This is a genomic window from Salmonella sp. 32120201201600049SM (genome assembly GCF_017572835.1).
In the GTDB taxonomy this organism is placed as follows: domain Bacteria; phylum Pseudomonadota; class Gammaproteobacteria; order Enterobacterales; family Enterobacteriaceae; genus Salmonella; species Salmonella enterica.
In genome coordinates, this window is the sequence record NZ_JAGESA010000010.1 from 137001 (window position 1) to 152360 (window position 15360).

The 15360-nt window shown below is 54.9% G+C and carries 12 protein-coding genes; 11 read left to right on the forward strand and 1 reads right to left on the reverse strand.

Annotated features, from left to right (window positions below; translation table 11 throughout):
- Nucleotides 1-39: 39 nt before the first annotated feature.
- From J4650_RS18220 to J4650_RS18235, 4 genes are all read left to right on the forward strand, one after another.
- On the forward strand, nt 40-1272 hold the full coding sequence (locus J4650_RS18220; RefSeq protein ID WP_023993634.1) for a winged helix-turn-helix domain-containing protein: 1233 nt from the start codon (nt 40-42) through the stop codon (nt 1270-1272).
- A 51-nt stretch (nt 1273-1323) separates the two neighbouring features.
- On the forward strand, nt 1324-1506 hold the full coding sequence (ycaR, locus tag J4650_RS18225) for a protein YcaR (RefSeq protein WP_000350061.1): 183 nt from the start codon (nt 1324-1326) through the stop codon (nt 1504-1506).
- On the forward strand, nt 1503-2249 hold the full coding sequence (kdsB, locus tag J4650_RS18230; RefSeq protein ID WP_000011576.1) for a 3-deoxy-manno-octulosonate cytidylyltransferase: 747 nt from the start codon (nt 1503-1505) through the stop codon (nt 2247-2249). Before ycaR ends, kdsB begins: the two co-directional genes overlap by 4 nt.
- A 210-nt stretch (nt 2250-2459) precedes the next feature.
- On the forward strand, nt 2460-3353 hold the full coding sequence (locus J4650_RS18235) for a YcbJ family phosphotransferase (RefSeq protein ID WP_000436889.1): 894 nt from the start codon (nt 2460-2462) through the stop codon (nt 3351-3353).
- Here the strand turns inward: J4650_RS18235 and elyC are convergent.
- Complete coding sequence (elyC, locus tag J4650_RS18240; RefSeq protein WP_124234998.1) at nt 3333-4109, reverse strand: envelope biogenesis factor ElyC; 777 nt, start codon at nt 4107-4109, stop codon at nt 3333-3335. The genes J4650_RS18235 and elyC overlap by 21 nt on opposite strands.
- A gap of 135 nt (nt 4110-4244) precedes the next feature.
- On the opposite strand from elyC, the gene cmoM reads away from it, so the two are divergent.
- From cmoM to J4650_RS18275, 7 genes are all read left to right on the forward strand, one after another.
- The gene (cmoM, locus tag J4650_RS18245; protein ID WP_001154019.1) at nt 4245-5048 is read left to right on the forward strand and encodes a tRNA uridine 5-oxyacetic acid(34) methyltransferase CmoM; all 804 of its coding nucleotides are present in this window, start codon (nt 4245-4247) and stop codon (nt 5046-5048) included.
- A complete protein-coding gene (mukF, locus tag J4650_RS18250; RefSeq protein ID WP_001288828.1) occupies nt 5041-6363 on the forward strand; it encodes a chromosome partition protein MukF in 1323 nt (440 codons plus the stop codon). The genes cmoM and mukF overlap by 8 nt, the downstream gene beginning before the upstream one ends.
- Complete coding sequence (mukE, locus tag J4650_RS18255) at nt 6344-7048, forward strand: chromosome partition protein MukE (protein WP_000060025.1); 705 nt, start codon at nt 6344-6346, stop codon at nt 7046-7048. Before mukF ends, mukE begins: the two co-directional genes overlap by 20 nt.
- The gene (gene mukB, locus J4650_RS18260; RefSeq protein WP_023993636.1) at nt 7048-11514 is read left to right on the forward strand and encodes a chromosome partition protein MukB; all 4467 of its coding nucleotides are present in this window, start codon (nt 7048-7050) and stop codon (nt 11512-11514) included. The genes mukE and mukB overlap by 1 nt, the downstream gene beginning before the upstream one ends.
- A 344-nt stretch (nt 11515-11858) precedes the next feature.
- A complete protein-coding gene (ldtD, locus tag J4650_RS18265) occupies nt 11859-13706 on the forward strand; it encodes a L,D-transpeptidase (protein ID WP_000925896.1) in 1848 nt (615 codons plus the stop codon).
- A 259-nt stretch (nt 13707-13965) separates the two neighbouring features.
- The gene (locus tag J4650_RS18270) at nt 13966-14514 is read left to right on the forward strand and encodes a YcbK family protein (RefSeq protein WP_000357052.1); all 549 of its coding nucleotides are present in this window, start codon (nt 13966-13968) and stop codon (nt 14512-14514) included.
- A gap of 27 nt (nt 14515-14541) precedes the next feature.
- Nucleotides 14542-15189: an MBL fold metallo-hydrolase gene (locus tag J4650_RS18275; RefSeq protein ID WP_001109471.1), complete on the forward strand. Its 648-nt coding sequence runs from the start codon at nt 14542-14544 to the stop codon at nt 15187-15189.
- The last annotated feature ends 171 nt before the right edge of the window (nt 15190-15360 follow it).

Sequence of the window (15360 nt, forward strand, 5' to 3'; positions counted from 1 at the left end):
CCCCAATGCAGCGGCAGTGATGAATTTATGGAGTCATGAATGTCATTGCCGTACCTTTCTCTTTCCCAGGCCCGGTGTCTTCACCTTGCTGCGCAGGGGCTATTGAAAAAGCCGCGCCGTAACGCGCTGCCTGGCGATGTTCTTGCCGCCATCTCACGCATGGCGTTGCTGCAAATTGATACCATCAATGTTGTCGCACGTAGCCCCTATCTGGTGCTGTTTAGCCGTCTCGGTTCGTACCCGCAGGCCTGGCTGGATGAGGCGCTGCGACGCGGCGAGTTAATGGAATACTGGGCGCATGAGGCCTGTTTCTTACCACGCCGCGACTTTAAACTTATCCGCCATCGTATGCTGTCGCCGGAAAAGATGGGCTGGAAATATCGCGCGGCATGGATGCATGAGCACGCGGAAGAAATAGAACAGCTAGTGCGGCATATTCAGGAGCACGGTCCGGTGCGTTCTGCCGATTTTGAACATGCGCAGAAAGGCGTCAGCGGCTGGTGGGAATGGAAACCACATAAACGCCACCTTGAGGGTTTATTTACCGCCGGAAAAGTCATGGTTGTTGAGCGGCGTAATTTTCAACGTGTATATGATTTAACGCCCCGTGTGATGCCATACTGGGATGATGAACGCGATGGACTGTCACAGCCGCAGGCGGAAAGCCTGATGCTGGATAATAGCGCGCGCAGTCTGGGGATTTTCCGTGAACAGTGGCTGGCGGATTACTACCGCCTGAAACGTCCTGACCTGAAGGGATGGCGGGAGAGCCGGGCGGAACAGCAGCAGATTATTCCGGTCGAGGTGGAAACGTTGGGGCGGATGTGGCTTCATGCCGATCTTCTTTCGCAGCTTGAACCGGCGCTAAATAACGCCTTAAAGGCGACCCATAGCGCAGTGCTGTCGCCTTTCGATCCTGTGGTATGGGATCGCAAGCGGGCAGCGCAGCTCTTCGGGTTTAACTATCGGCTGGAATGTTATACGCCCGCGGCGAAGCGCCAGTACGGTTATTTTGTGCTGCCGCTATTATACCAGGGCCGTTTAGTCGGGCGAATGGATGCCAAAATGCATCGTAAAACAGGGGTGCTTGAGGTTATCTCGCTGTATCTGGAGGACGATATTCGTCCTGGCGTTAGTCTGCAAAAAGGAATCTGGCAGGCTATTAGCGCGTTTGCTGCCTGGCAACGGGCATCGCGCGTGACGCTGGGACAATGTCCGCCAGGCCTGTTTAGCGCCATGCGTCATGGCTGGGAAATAGACCCTGCACCCTAACCGATTATGTTAATATTGAAGGATTCACAATCCGGTCCATCTGGAGGAACTATGGATCATCGTCTGCTTGAAATCATCGCCTGCCCGGTATGTAACGGCAAACTCTGGTATAACCAGGAACAGCAAGAATTAATTTGCAAACTGGATAATCTCGCTTTCCCGTTACGCGACGGCATTCCTGTATTGCTGGAAAATGAAGCTCGCGCCCTGACATCTGATGAGAGTAAATCATGAGTTTCGTCGTCATCATTCCGGCCCGTTTTTCATCTACCCGACTGCCAGGCAAACCATTAGTGGATATTAATGGTAAGCCCATGATTGTTCATGTCCTGGAGCGGGCGCGCGAATCTGGCGCGGAACGCATTATTGTCGCGACCGATCATGAAGACGTGGCTCGTGCGGTAGAAGCGGCTGGCGGCGAAGTGTGCATGACGCGCGCCGATCACCAGTCCGGCACCGAACGGTTGGCGGAAGTGGTAGAGAAGTGCGGATTCAGCGACGATACCGTTATTGTGAACGTTCAGGGCGATGAGCCGATGATCCCGGCGGTTATTATTCGCCAGGTCGCGGAAAATCTGGCACAGCGCCAGGTTGGCATGGCGACGCTGGCGGTGCCGATTCACAGCGCCGAAGAAGCGTTTAACCCGAATGCGGTAAAAGTCGTGCTGGATGCTGAAGGCTATGCGCTTTACTTTTCCCGGGCGACGATTCCCTGGGATCGCGATCGCTTTGCAAAAAGTCTGGAAACGGTAGGGGATACTTGCCTTCGTCACCTGGGCATTTATGGCTATCGCGCGGGATTTATCCGCCGTTACGTGAGCTGGCAACCCAGCCCGCTGGAACATATTGAAATGCTGGAGCAACTCCGTGTGCTGTGGTACGGCGAAAAAATTCATGTCGCTGTCGCCAAAGCGGTGCCCGGCACGGGCGTAGACACCGCCGACGACCTGGAGCGCGTGCGCGCTGAAATGCGTTAACATGATCCTGTTCATGATCGTCTTAGACGGTCATGAACAGCGCGGTATGATAGCGCAAAGATGAATACTCACGTCTGCTCATCAGTGACGGCTTTCTCGTACCGTTACGATTTTCCTCATTTTTCTTTTCTTCCCTTGATCTGATACGGGTGACATCTGTCCATACGACGCTCATTATTAAAGCAGTAGCACTAATGGGGGTAATCTGGAATGGAACAGTTGCGGGCCGAACTCAGTCATTTGTTGGGTGAAAAACTTAGCCGTATAGAGTGCGTGAATGAGAAAGCGGATTCCGCATTGTGGTCATTATATGACAGCCAGGGCATTCCGATGCCGCTGATGGCGCGAAGTTTTACCACTCCCGGCGTTGCGCAGCAACTGGCATGGAAAACCTCAATGCTGGCGCGTAGCGGTACGGTGAGGATGCCGGTAATCTATGGCGTATTGACGCATGAAGAGCATCCTGGTCCGGATGTGCTGCTACTGGAACGACTGCGCGGTGTGCCGGTCGAGGCGCCGGCGCGCACTCCGGAACGCTGGGAACAGCTAAAAGATCAGATTGTCGAAGGATTGTTAGCCTGGCATCGGCAGGATAGCCGCGGTTGCGTGGGCGCTGTAGACCATACTCAGGAGAATATCTGGCCTTCCTGGTATCGTCAGCGGGTGGAGGTGCTGTGGACGACGCTAAATCAGTTCAGCAATACCGGCCTGACGATGCAGGACAGACGCATTCTGTTTCGTACCAGAGAATGTCTTCCTTCGTTATTTGAAGGGTTTAACGACAACTGCGTACTGGTGCATGGCAACTTCTGCCTGCGCAGTATGCTTAAAGACGCCCGTAGCGATCAGCTTCTGGCAATGGTCGGCCCCGGGCTGATGCTGTGGGCGCCGAGAGAATTCGAACTGTTTCGCCTGATGGATAATCCATTGGCGGAGGGATTGCTTTGGCATTATCTGCAACGCGCGCCAGTGGCGGAGTCATTCATCTGGCGGCGTTGGCTCTATGTGCTGTGGGACGAGGTTGCGCAATTGGTCAATACCGGACGTTTTAACCGTACCAATTTTGATCTGGCGGCGAAATCATTACTCCCCTGGCTTGCCTGATATGCCTTTCAGCCATTGCCAAAGTCGCCCTAATGTTTCATACCCAGCGCGATCGCTGTGCATCAGCCAGACCGGGGACGGAATTGCCCGCTCCCAGGGATTGAGCGGCGAATCGATCGCCAACTGATTCGCCGGTGCGGGAAGCGGATTCAGCCCGGCATGCTGAAAGAAAATCATCGCACGCGGCAAATGCGAGGCGGAGGTTACCAACAGGAAAGGGGCGTCGCCGATGGCCTGCTTAACGGCGGCGGCTTCTTCTTCCGTATCTTTTGGCTTATCCAGCGTAATAATATCGCTACGCGGTACGCCCAGCGACTGCGCCACCCGCGCACTGACTTCCGCCGTGCTTACCGTATTGGTTTTTGCTACGCCGCCGGTAAAAATCAGCTTTGCTCCCGGATTCGCGCGCCACAGCCGGATGCCTTCCGCCAGCCGCGGCAAGCTGTTGTTAATTAAATTAGAGCTCGGCGCCCACTGCGGGTTCCAGGTATAGCCGCCGCCGAGAACCACAATATATTCCACCTTTTGCGGACCCTGCCAGGTAGGGTAGCGGTTTTCTATCGGACGCAGCAAATGGTCAGAGACGGGTTGCAGGCTTAATAGCAATAGCGCCAGCCAACCTACGCTGATAAATAATTTTCCGGTCTTCTGAAAGCGGCTAAACCAGAGCAGCGCCAGGCCGAGGCCAATGATCAGCAACATCAGCGGAAGCGGCAATAACATACCGCCAATCACTTTCTTTAGCGTAAAAAGCATCCTTTTTGGTTCCTTTTTTAACCATATAGCGGAGGATTAACGGTGATATTACACCAGACAGGTTCATTCTGGCCGCGGCTGTGACAAAATAGCGGTTTTATCAGATAACGCCTGAGCCAGCCTGTGGAGAGTCCGATGCAGGATCGCAATTTTGATGACATTGCTGAAAAGTTTTCCCGTAACATTTACGGCACGACCAAAGGACAACTGCGGCAAGCCATTCTGTGGCAAGACCTGGATCGCGTGCTGGAGGAGATTGGCGGGCGAAAACTGCGGATACTGGATGCCGGCGGCGGCGAAGGGCAAACGGCGATTAAGATGGCGGAACGCGGCCATCAGGTGACGTTATGCGATCTGTCTGGTGAAATGATCGCCCGCGCGCGGCAGGCGGCCGAGGCAAAAGGTGTGAGCAAAGACATGCATTTTATACAATGCCCGGCTCAGGACGTCGCTTCGCATTTGGAAAGCCCGGTTGATCTGATATTGTTTCATGCTGTGCTGGAGTGGGTAGCCGATCCTGTCGGCGTATTAGAAACGCTCTGGTCAGTATTGCGCCCTGGCGGCGCGCTGTCGTTGATGTTCTATAACGCTAACGGTTTGCTGATGCACAATATGGTGGCGGGTAATTTTGACTACGTGCAGGCGGGGATGCCTAAACGCAAGAAGCGCACGCTGTCGCCTGACTACCCGCGCGACCCCGCGCAGGTGTACCAGTGGCTGGAGGCGATTGGCTGGCAGATTACTGGTAAAACCGGCGTGCGTGTGTTTCATGATTATCTGCGTGAAAAACACCAGCAGCGTGACTGTTATGAGACCCTGGTCGAACTGGAAACGCGTTATTGCCGCCAGGAGCCGTATATTAGCCTTGGGCGCTACATTCATGTCACCGCGATTAAAAGCCCGGCGCTAGCCGCAGATGCAAGGATAACCTATGAGTGAATTTTCCCAGACAGTCCCCGAACTGGTTGCCTGGGCCAGAAAAAACGACTTTTCCATCTCGCTGCCGGTAGACAGACTTTCCTTTCTGCTGGCGGTCGCCACGTTGAACGGCGAACGCCTTGACGGCGAGATGAGTGAAGGCGAGCTGGTGGATGCATTCCGCCATGTGAGTGATGCGTTTGAGCAAACCAGCGAAACCATCGGCGTGCGCGCGAACAACGCGATTAACGATATGGTGCGTCAACGTCTGCTGAACCGCTTTACCAGCGAGCAGGCTGAAGGCAATGCGATTTACCGATTAACCCCGCTCGGGATTGGCATCACCGATTACTACATTCGTCAACGCGAATTCTCTACGCTGCGTCTTTCTATGCAGTTGTCGATTGTGGCCGGCGAATTGAAGCGCGCGGCGGATGCGGCAGCGGAGGGTGGCGATGAGTTCCACTGGCATCGCAACGTTTACGCGCCATTGAAATATTCGGTGGCGGAGATTTTCGACAGTATCGATCTCACCCAGCGCATCATGGATGAACAGCAGCAGCAGGTGAAAGACGATATCGCACAACTGCTGAATAAAGACTGGCGGGCGGCGATTTCCAGCTGTGAGCTGCTGCTTTCCGAAACGTCCGGTACGCTGCGCGAGTTGCAGGACACGCTGGAGGCGGCGGGCGATAAGCTGCAGGCTAACCTGCTGCGCATTCAGGATGCCACGATGACGCACGACGATCTGCATTTTGTCGACAGGCTGGTATTTGACTTACAAAGTAAACTCGACCGCATTATCAGTTGGGGTCAGCAGTCTATTGATTTATGGATCGGCTACGATCGTCACGTGCATAAATTTATCCGTACCGCGATCGATATGGATAAAAACCGTGTCTTCGCCCAGCGGTTGCGCCAGTCAGTGCAGACTTATTTTGACGATCCATGGGCGCTAACCTATGCGAATGCCGATCGTCTGCTGGATATGCGCGATGAAGAGATGGCGTTGCGTGACGATGAAGTCACCGGGGAGTTGCCGCCGGATCTGGAATATGAAGAGTTTAACGAGATCCGCGAGCAGTTAGCGGCCATCATTGAAGAACAGCTGGCTATCTACAAAACCAGACAAACGCCACTGGATCTTGGGCTGGTGGTGCGCGAGTATCTGGCGCAATACCCGCGCGCGCGTCATTTCGACGTGGCGCGTATTGTTATCGATCAAGCGGTACGTCTTGGCGTAGCGCAAGCAGATTTCACCGGACTGCCAGCCAAATGGCAGCCGATTAATGATTACGGAGCCAAGGTACAGGCGCATGTCATTGACAAATATTGAACAAGTGATGCCGGTTAAGCTGGCGCAGGCGCTGGCGAATCCGTTATTTCCGGCGCTGGATAGCGCATTACGTTCGGGCCGCCACATCGGGCTGGACGAACTGGATAATCATGCCTTTCTGATGGATTTTCAGGAATACCTGGAAGAGTTTTACGCGCGTTATAACGTGGAGCTGATTCGCGCGCCGGAGGGGTTCTTCTACCTGCGTCCGCGTTCTACCACGCTTATCCCGCGCTCGGTGTTATCCGAACTGGATATGATGGTCGGTAAAATTCTCTGCTACCTCTATCTTAGCCCGGAACGTCTGGCCAACGAAGGGATCTTTACTCAGCAGGAGTTGTACGACGAGCTGCTTACCCTTGCGGACGAAGCCAAACTGCTAAAGCTGGTGAATAACCGCTCGACGGGATCTGACGTTGATCGTCAGAAACTGCAGGAAAAGGTGCGTTCTTCTTTAAACCGCCTGCGTCGTTTGGGCATGGTATGGTTTATGGGCCACGACAGTAGCAAATTCCGCATTACCGAATCGGTCTTCCGCTTTGGCGCGGATGTCCGCGCCGGCGACGATCCTCGCGAGGCGCAGCGTCGTCTCATCCGCGACGGGGAAGCGATGCCCATTGAAAACCATCTGCAACTTAATGATGAGACCGAAGAGAGTCAGCCGGACAGTGGAGAGGAAGAATAATGATTGAACGCGGTAAATTTCGCTCGCTAACGCTGATTAACTGGAACGGTTTTTTTGCCCGTACTTTTGACCTGGATGAACTGGTCACGACGTTATCCGGGGGCAACGGTGCCGGGAAATCCACGACGATGGCGGCGTTCGTCACGGCGCTGATCCCGGATCTTACATTACTGCACTTTCGTAACACCACGGAAGCCGGCGCCACCAGCGGTTCGCGCGATAAAGGTCTGCACGGTAAGCTGAAGGCGGGCGTCTGTTACTCCATGCTCGACACCATTAATTCCCGCCATCAGCGGGTGGTGGTCGGCGTGCGTCTGCAGCAGGTCGCTGGGCGCGATCGCAAAGTGGACATCAAACCGTTCGCTATCCAGGGGCTGCCGATGTCGGTACAGCCGACACAACTGGTGACGGAGACATTAAACGAACGTCAGGCGCGCGTACTGTCGCTTGCTGAGCTGAAAGACAAGCTTGACGAGATGGAAGGCGTGCAGTTTAAGCAGTTTAACTCCATCACCGATTATCATTCGCTGATGTTTGACTTAGGGATTATCGCCCGTCGTCTGCGCTCCGCTTCCGATCGTAGTAAATTCTATCGTTTGATAGAGGCCTCGCTGTACGGCGGGATCTCCAGCGCCATTACCCGATCGCTACGCGATTATTTATTGCCGGAAAACAGCGGCGTGCGCAAGGCGTTCCAGGATATGGAAGCGGCGCTGCGCGAGAACCGACTCACGCTGGAAGCGATTCGTGTTACCCAATCCGATCGCGATCTGTTTAAGCATTTGATCAGCGAAGCCACCGATTATGTGGCGGCGGATTATATGCGCCACGCCAATGAGCGTCGGGTTCACCTTGATCAGGCGTTGGCGTTTCGACGCGAACTGTACACATCGCGCAAGCAGCTGGCGGCAGAGCAGTATAAGCACGTCGATATGGCCCGTGAGTTGGGCGAACATAACGGCGCCGAAGGTTCTCTGGAAGCGGATTACCAGGCGGCGAGCGATCACCTGAATCTGGTGCAAACTGCGCTGCGCCAGCAGGAAAAAATTGAACGCTACGAAGCGGATCTTGAAGAGCTGCAGATTCGACTCGAAGAGCAAAATGAAGTGGTGGCGGAAGCCGCCGAAATGCAGGACGAAAATGAAGCGCGTGCCGAAGCCGCCGAGCTGGAAGTCGATGAACTCAAAAGCCAGCTTGCGGATTACCAGCAGGCGCTGGATGTACAGCAAACGCGCGCGATTCAGTATAACCAGGCGATATCAGCGCTTGCCCGCGCTAAAGAACTTTGCCATTTGCCGGAGCTAACGCCGGAAAGCGCCGCCGAATGGCTGGATACTTTCCAGGCAAAAGAGCAGGAAGCTACGGAAAAACTGCTGTCGTTGGAACAAAAAATGAGCGTGGCGCAAACCGCGCACAGCCAGTTTGAGCAGGCTTATCAGCTGGTGGCGGCGATCAACGGCCCGCTGGCGCGTAGCGAAGCCTGGGACGTGGCGCGCGAGCTGTTACGGGACGGCGTGAACCAGCGTCATCTGGCGGAACAGGTACAGCCGTTGCGGATGCGCCTGAGCGAACTGGAACAGCGGCTGCGTGAGCAGCAAGAGGCGGAACGTCTGCTGGCGGAGTTCTGTAAGCGACAGGGCAAAAATTTTGATATTGACGAACTGGAAGCGCTGCATCAGGAGCTGGAAGCCCGCATAGCGTCCTTGTCTGATAGCGTATCGTCAGCCAGCGAACAGCGTATGGCCTTGCGTCAGGAACAGGAACAGCTGCAATCCCGTATCCAGCATCTGATGCAACGCGCTCCTGTCTGGCTGGCGGCGCAGAATAGCCTGAACCAGCTTAGCGAACAGTGCGGCGAGGAGTTTACGTCCAGCCAGGAAGTGACCGAATACCTGCAACAGCTACTGGAGCGTGAGCGCGAAGCCACTGTCGAACGCGACGAAGTGGGCGCGCGTAAAAATGCGGTTGATGAAGAGATCGAACGTTTAAGCCAGCCGGGTGGCGCGGAAGACCAGCGTTTGAATGCGCTGGCGGAGCGTTTTGGCGGGGTACTGCTGTCGGAAATCTACGATGATGTCAGCCTTGAAGATGCGCCGTACTTTTCCGCACTGTATGGTCCGTCGCGCCATGCGATCGTCGTACCGGATTTATCGCAAATAGCCGAACAGCTTGAAGGTCTGACCGACTGCCCGGAAGATCTGTACCTGATCGAAGGCGATCCGCAGTCTTTTGATGACAGCGTATTCAGCGTTGACGAGCTGGAAAAGGCGGTGGTCGTGAAAATTGCCGACCGTCAGTGGCGTTATTCGCGTTTTCCGTCGCTGCCTATTTTTGGCCGTGCGGCGCGCGAGAACCGTATTGAAAGTCTCCATGCGGAACGGGAAGTGCTTTCCGAGCGCTTTGCCACGCTCTCGTTTGACGTGCAGAAAACCCAGCGTTTGCACCAGGCGTTCAGCCGTTTTATCGGTAGCCACCTTTCCGTTGCCTTTGAGGACGATCCGGAAGCGGAAATTCGCCGACTGAACGGGCGTCGCGTCGAGCTGGAGCGCGCGCTGGCGACGCATGAAAGCGACAACCAGCAGCAGCGCCTTCAGTTTGAGCAGGCGAAAGAGGGCGTTTCCGCGCTTAACCGTTTGCTGCCGCGGCTGAATTTATTGGCCGATGAAACGCTGGCCGATCGGGTCGATGAAATTCAGGAGCGGTTGGATGAGGCGCAGGAAGCGGCGCGATTTGTGCAGCAATATGGCAACCAGTTAGCCAAACTGGAGCCAATGGTTTCCGTTCTGCAAAGCGATCCGGAACAGTTTGAGCAATTAAAAGAAGACTATGCATGGTCGCAGCAAATGCAGCGCGACGCGCGCCAGCAGGCTTTTGCTCTGGCTGAAGTTGTCGAACGTCGGGCGCATTTCAGCTATTCCGACTCGGCGGAAATGCTGAGCGGCAACAGCGATCTCAACGAAAAGCTGCGCCAGCGGCTGGAGCAGGCGGAAGCCGAGCGTACCCGCGCCCGCGAAGCGCTGCGCAGCCATGCCGCGCAGTTAAGTCAGTACAGCCAGGTTCTGGCCTCGCTAAAAAGCTCTTACGACACGAAAAAAGAGCTGCTTAACGATTTGCAGCGCGAATTACAGGATATTGGCGTTCGCGCCGACAGCGGGGCGGAAGAGCGCGCCCGCCAGCGTCGGGATGAACTGCACGCTCAGTTGAGTAATAACCGTTCGCGTCGCAATCAGCTTGAGAAAGCGCTCACCTTCTGCGAAGCGGAGATGGAGAACCTGACCCGCAAGCTGCGCAAGCTGGAGCGTGATTATCATGAAATGCGCGAGCAGGTCGTGACCGCGAAAGCCGGCTGGTGCGCAGTCATGCGGATGGTGAAAGACAATGGCGTGGAACGCCGTCTGCACCGTCGTGAGCTGGCTTATCTGTCGGCGGATGAACTGCGCTCCATGTCGGATAAGGCGTTGGGCGCGCTGCGTCTGGCCGTCGCGGATAACGAACATCTGCGCGACGTATTGCGTCTGTCGGAAGATCCGAAACGCCCGGAACGTAAAATCCAGTTCTTTGTGGCCGTTTACCAGCATCTGCGCGAACGTATTCGTCAGGATATTATTCGTACCGACGATCCGGTTGAAGCCATTGAACAAATGGAGATTGAACTGAGCCGTCTGACGGAAGAGCTGACATCGCGTGAGCAAAAGCTGGCGATCAGTTCCCGCAGCGTGGCAAACATTATCCGCAAAACTATCCAGCGTGAGCAGAACCGTATCCGTATGCTGAACCAGGGTTTGCAAAGCGTCTCGTTTGGACAGGTGAATAGCGTGCGGTTAAACGTCAACGTGCGTGAAACGCATGCCACCTTGCTGGATGTGCTTTCAGAACAGCAGGAGCAGCACCAGGATCTGTTTAACAGCAATCGTCTGACCTTCTCCGAAGCGCTGGCGAAACTGTACCAGCGTCTGAATCCGCAGATCGATATGGGGCAACGCACGCCGCAGACCATCGGCGAGGAGTTGCTGGACTACCGTAACTATCTGGAAATGGAAGTTGAAGTTAACCGTGGGTCCGACGGCTGGCTGCGTGCGGAATCCGGCGCGCTATCAACGGGGGAAGCTATCGGGACCGGGATGTCAATTCTGGTGATGGTGGTGCAAAGCTGGGAAGACGAAGCGCGCAGACTGCGCGGGAAAGATATTTCGCCATGTCGCCTGCTGTTCCTCGATGAAGCGGCGCGTCTGGATGCGCGCTCTATTGCCACGCTGTTTGAACTATGTGAACGTTTGCAGATGCAGCTCATCATCGCTGCGCCGGAAAACATCAGTCCGGAGAAGGGCACGACGTATAAACTGGTGCGTAAAGTGTTTCAGAATACTGAGCATGTTCATGTTGTCGGGCTGCGTGGCTTTGCGCCGCAGCTTCCGGAAACGCTTCCCGGTACGCAGACGGAAGATACGCCTTCAGAAGCGAGTTAAACACGGCAGAAACGATGACGTGCCGGATGGCGCCTCGCTTATCAGGCAAGGCCGGATAAGTCGGTTACGCCGCCATCCGGCACAACAAGTTCTGTTTTATCATTAGCCTGGGGCGGCGAAAGCCGCCTTTTTCTTTATCTGAAAAATCTCTCCGGGTAGTGCATTTTCTTTAAACTTCTTTACATTAGGTTAGGCAAAAACGTAACGAACTTTATATACTGGAGTTAAGCCTGACGAGTGAGCAGGCTGACTCGTCATACTAAACAAAAGCATTGGTTGCGGTTGACCCGCGCTGCGGGCAGCGCAGTCATGCGGAGTATGATAACGAAAACAGGGGGCAAGGGATGTTGCTTAATAAGATGTGTGGTCGTTGTCTGTCGGCAATCAGTTTATGCCTGGCCGTAACATTCGCTCCACTGTTCAATGCGCAGGCCGATGAGCCTGAAATGATACCTGGCGATAGCGCCGTTGCCGCGACGGATCAGGCTGGGCCGCAGAAGCAATCCGCCGCGACGGCGATTATGGCCGGGATTCAGCCGCTGCCGGAGGGCGTTTCAGCCGAGAAAGTCCGGGCTGATTTACAGTCGCAGCTTCCTTCCGGCTATACGCCGGTCTATATGAGCCAACTGACATTGCTGTATGCCGCGCGCGACATGAAGCCCATGTGGGATAATCGCGATGCGGTGAAAGCCTTCCAGCAACAGTTGGCGGAGGTGGCGATTGCCGGATTCCAGCCGCAGTTTACCGCCTGGGTGGCATTGTTGACCAATCCCGCCGTAAACGGTATGGCGCGCGATGTTGTGTTGTCAGACGCCATGATGGGCTATCTCCATTTCATTGCGAATATCCCCGTCAAAGGCCAGCGCTGGTTATATAGCAACAAACCTTACGCATTGGCGACGCCGCCAGTCTCGGTGATTAACCAGTGGCAAATCGCGCTGGAAGAGGGCCAGTTGCCGATGTTTGTCGCCAGCCTGGCGCCGCAGCATCCACAGTATGCGCCCATGCATGACGCGTTGCTGAAGCTGGTGGCGGACTCTCGCCCGTGGCCGCAGTTGGCCAATACCGCGACGCTGCGCCCGGGGCAATGGAGTAACGATGTGCCTGCGCTGCGCGAAATATTACAGCGTACGGGGATGCTGGATGGCGGTCCAAAGATAGCCTTACCCGGCGATAACACTGCTGATAGCGCCGTCGTCAGCCCCTCCGCCGTGGTCGACGAAACATCGGTGGCGCAGCCGGTCGACGAACCAACGGCCCGCCGTAGTAAGTCGGCTCCGGCGGCACGCGCCTACGATCGTGAACTGGTCGAGGCGGTAAAGCGTTTTCAGGCATGGCAAGGGCTGGGGGCGGATGGCGTTATTGGCCCGGCGACGCGTAACTGGCTTAATATGACCCCCGCGCAACGCGCAGGCGTACTGGCACTGAATATCCAACGTTTACGCCTGCTGCCGGCGGAACTCTCTACCGGTATTATGGTAAACATTCCCGCTTATTCGCTGGTCTACTATCAGAATGGCAACCAGGTGCTGGCTTCAAGGGTGATCGTCGGGCGTCCCGATCGTAAAACGCCGATGATGAGCAGCGCGCTGAATAATGTGGTGGTGAACCCGCCGTGGAACGTTCCGCCCACGCTTGCGCGTAAAGACATTTTACCGAAGGTGTGGAATGACCCAGGCTATCTGGAGCGCCATGGCTACACCGTGATGCGCGGCTGGAACAGCAAAGAAGCGATCGATCCGTGGCAGGTTGACTGGGCCACCATTACGCCATCGAATCTTCCGTTCCGTTTCCAGCAGGCGCCAGGCGCGCACAATTCGCTGGGGCGTTATAAATTTAATATGCCGAGTTCAGATGCGATCTATCTGCACGATACGCCTAACCATACTCTCTTTCAGCGTGACGCCAGGGCGTTAAGTTCCGGCTGCGTGCGGGTCAATAAGGCCTCTGAACTGGCGAATATGCTCTTGCAGGATGCTGGCTGGAACGATGCGCGGATCTCTGGCGCCCTGAAGCAAGGCGACACGCGGTATGTCAATATCCGGCAGAACATTCCAGTAAATCTTTACTATCTGACCGCGTTTGTCGGCGCAGATGGACGTATGCAATATCGTACAGATATTTACAATTACGATCTCACAGCGCGATCCAGCGCACAAATTGTGCCAAAGGTTGAACAATTAATCAGGTAAATGAAGAAGTTCTGGTAAATATGTTGTCCTAATGTTTGGCTTCAACGGGGCGTTTCGCTGTAGACCCCCGTTGTGGCTGGGGGAGGGCCATCTTGACGCGGGCTTTATCGGAAGTTAAGGTGCCTTTCGTGCGCCAGAAGTGCATATACAACAACCTTTAAGTCGACCGGGCCGTTCAGAAGTCTGTGCCAGCCGGTATCATGTCTGCTTAAAGGTAGAAGTGTATTAACGATAACATTGACCTGTAGACCTGATTATCATGGACAAATTTGACGCTAATCGCCGCAAGCTGCTGGCGCTTGGTGGTGTCGCTCTCGGCGCCGCCATCCTGCCCGCGCCAGCGTTTGCCACACTCTCGACCCCACGCCCGCGCATTTTGACGTTAAACAATCTCCATACCGGAGAGTCAATCAAGGCGGAGTTTTTCGATGGAAGAGCCTACATTCAGGATGAATTAGCAAAGTTAAACCATTTTTTCCGTGATTATCGCGCGAATAAAGTCCGATCAATCGATCCCCGCCTGTTTGACCAACTTTACCGACTTCAGGGGCTGTTAGGGACGCGTAAACCTGTGCAGCTCATCTCAGGCTACCGTTCTCTTGATACCAATAATGAATTACGCGCCCGTAGCAGCGGCGTAGCGAAAAAAAGCTACCATACAAAAGGGCAGGCGATGGATTTTCATATTGAGGGCGTGGCACTGAGCAATATTCGCAAAGCGGCGTTATCTATGCGCGCAGGTGGTGTAGGATATTACCCACGTAGTAACTTTGTGCATATTGATACCGGGCCGGCGCGGCACTGGTAATCAGCGAGGCTTAATCAAAGGAGCAGTATGAACTATCGTATTATTCCGGTCACCGCGTTCTCCCAGAACTGTTCATTAATCTGGTGCGAACAAACCCGGCTGGCGGCGCTGGTCGATCCGGGCGGCGACGCGGAAAAAATTAAACAGGAAGTGGACGCCAGCGGCGTGACGTTGATGCAAATTTTACTCACGCATGGGCATCTCGATCATGTCGGCGCGGCGAGTGAACTGGCGCAGCATTACGGCGTTCCTGTTATCGGTCCGGAAAAAGAAGATGAGTTCTGGCTGCAAGGACTGCCGGCGCAAAGCCGCATGTTTGGTCTGGATGAGTGTCAGCCGCTGACGCCTGATCGCTGGCTGAACGACGGCGATCGCGTCAGCGTGGGGAATGTGACGTTACAGGTGTTACATTGTCCGGGACACACGCCGGGACACGTGGTTTTCTTTGATGAACAGTCGCAACTGCTGATCTCCGGCGATGTGATTTTCAAAGGTGGCGTCGGGCGCAGCGATTTTCCTCGCGGCGATCACACCCAGTTGATTGACGCCATTAAGCGTAAATTATTGCCGCTTGGCGATGATGTGACCTTTATTCCTGGCCACGGCCCGCTCTCTACGCTCGGGTACGAGCGTCTGCATAATCCCTTCTTGCAAGATGAGATGCCGGTCTGGTAAGCAGAATGAAAAAGCCTGCACATTGCAGGCTTTTTTATCGGTCATGACCCGTCCTGAATAGCGTTGACACGTTCCAGACTTAAATCCGGAGAACGTGATGATGACTGAGTTCAAACGCACCCAACGCGATTATCCTCTATCCTTTAAAATAGCCGTCGTTGAGCAGGTCGA

Excerpts from the sequence above, each read along its gene's own strand:
- J4650_RS18275 (WP_001109471.1), top strand. The coding sequence starts at position 14,542 with ATGAACTATCGTATTATTCCGGTCACCGCGTTCTCCCAGAACTGTTCA.
- elyC (WP_124234998.1), bottom strand. The coding sequence starts at position 4,109 with ATGCTTTTTACGCTAAAGAAAGTGATTGGCGGTATGTTATTGCCGCTT.
- ldtD (WP_000925896.1), top strand. The coding sequence starts at position 11,859 with ATGTTGCTTAATAAGATGTGTGGTCGTTGTCTGTCGGCAATCAGTTTA.
- J4650_RS18220 (WP_023993634.1), top strand. The coding sequence starts at position 40 with ATGTCATTGCCGTACCTTTCTCTTTCCCAGGCCCGGTGTCTTCACCTT.
- mukF (WP_001288828.1), top strand. The coding sequence starts at position 5,041 with ATGAGTGAATTTTCCCAGACAGTCCCCGAACTGGTTGCCTGGGCCAGA.
- kdsB (WP_000011576.1), top strand. The coding sequence starts at position 1,503 with ATGAGTTTCGTCGTCATCATTCCGGCCCGTTTTTCATCTACCCGACTG.
- mukB (WP_023993636.1), top strand. The coding sequence starts at position 7,048 with ATGATTGAACGCGGTAAATTTCGCTCGCTAACGCTGATTAACTGGAAC.
- cmoM (WP_001154019.1), top strand. The coding sequence starts at position 4,245 with ATGCAGGATCGCAATTTTGATGACATTGCTGAAAAGTTTTCCCGTAAC.
- ycaR (WP_000350061.1), top strand. The coding sequence starts at position 1,324 with ATGGATCATCGTCTGCTTGAAATCATCGCCTGCCCGGTATGTAACGGC.
- J4650_RS18270 (WP_000357052.1), top strand. The coding sequence starts at position 13,966 with ATGGACAAATTTGACGCTAATCGCCGCAAGCTGCTGGCGCTTGGTGGT.
- J4650_RS18235 (WP_000436889.1), top strand. The coding sequence starts at position 2,460 with ATGGAACAGTTGCGGGCCGAACTCAGTCATTTGTTGGGTGAAAAACTT.
- mukE (WP_000060025.1), top strand. The coding sequence starts at position 6,344 with ATGTCATTGACAAATATTGAACAAGTGATGCCGGTTAAGCTGGCGCAG.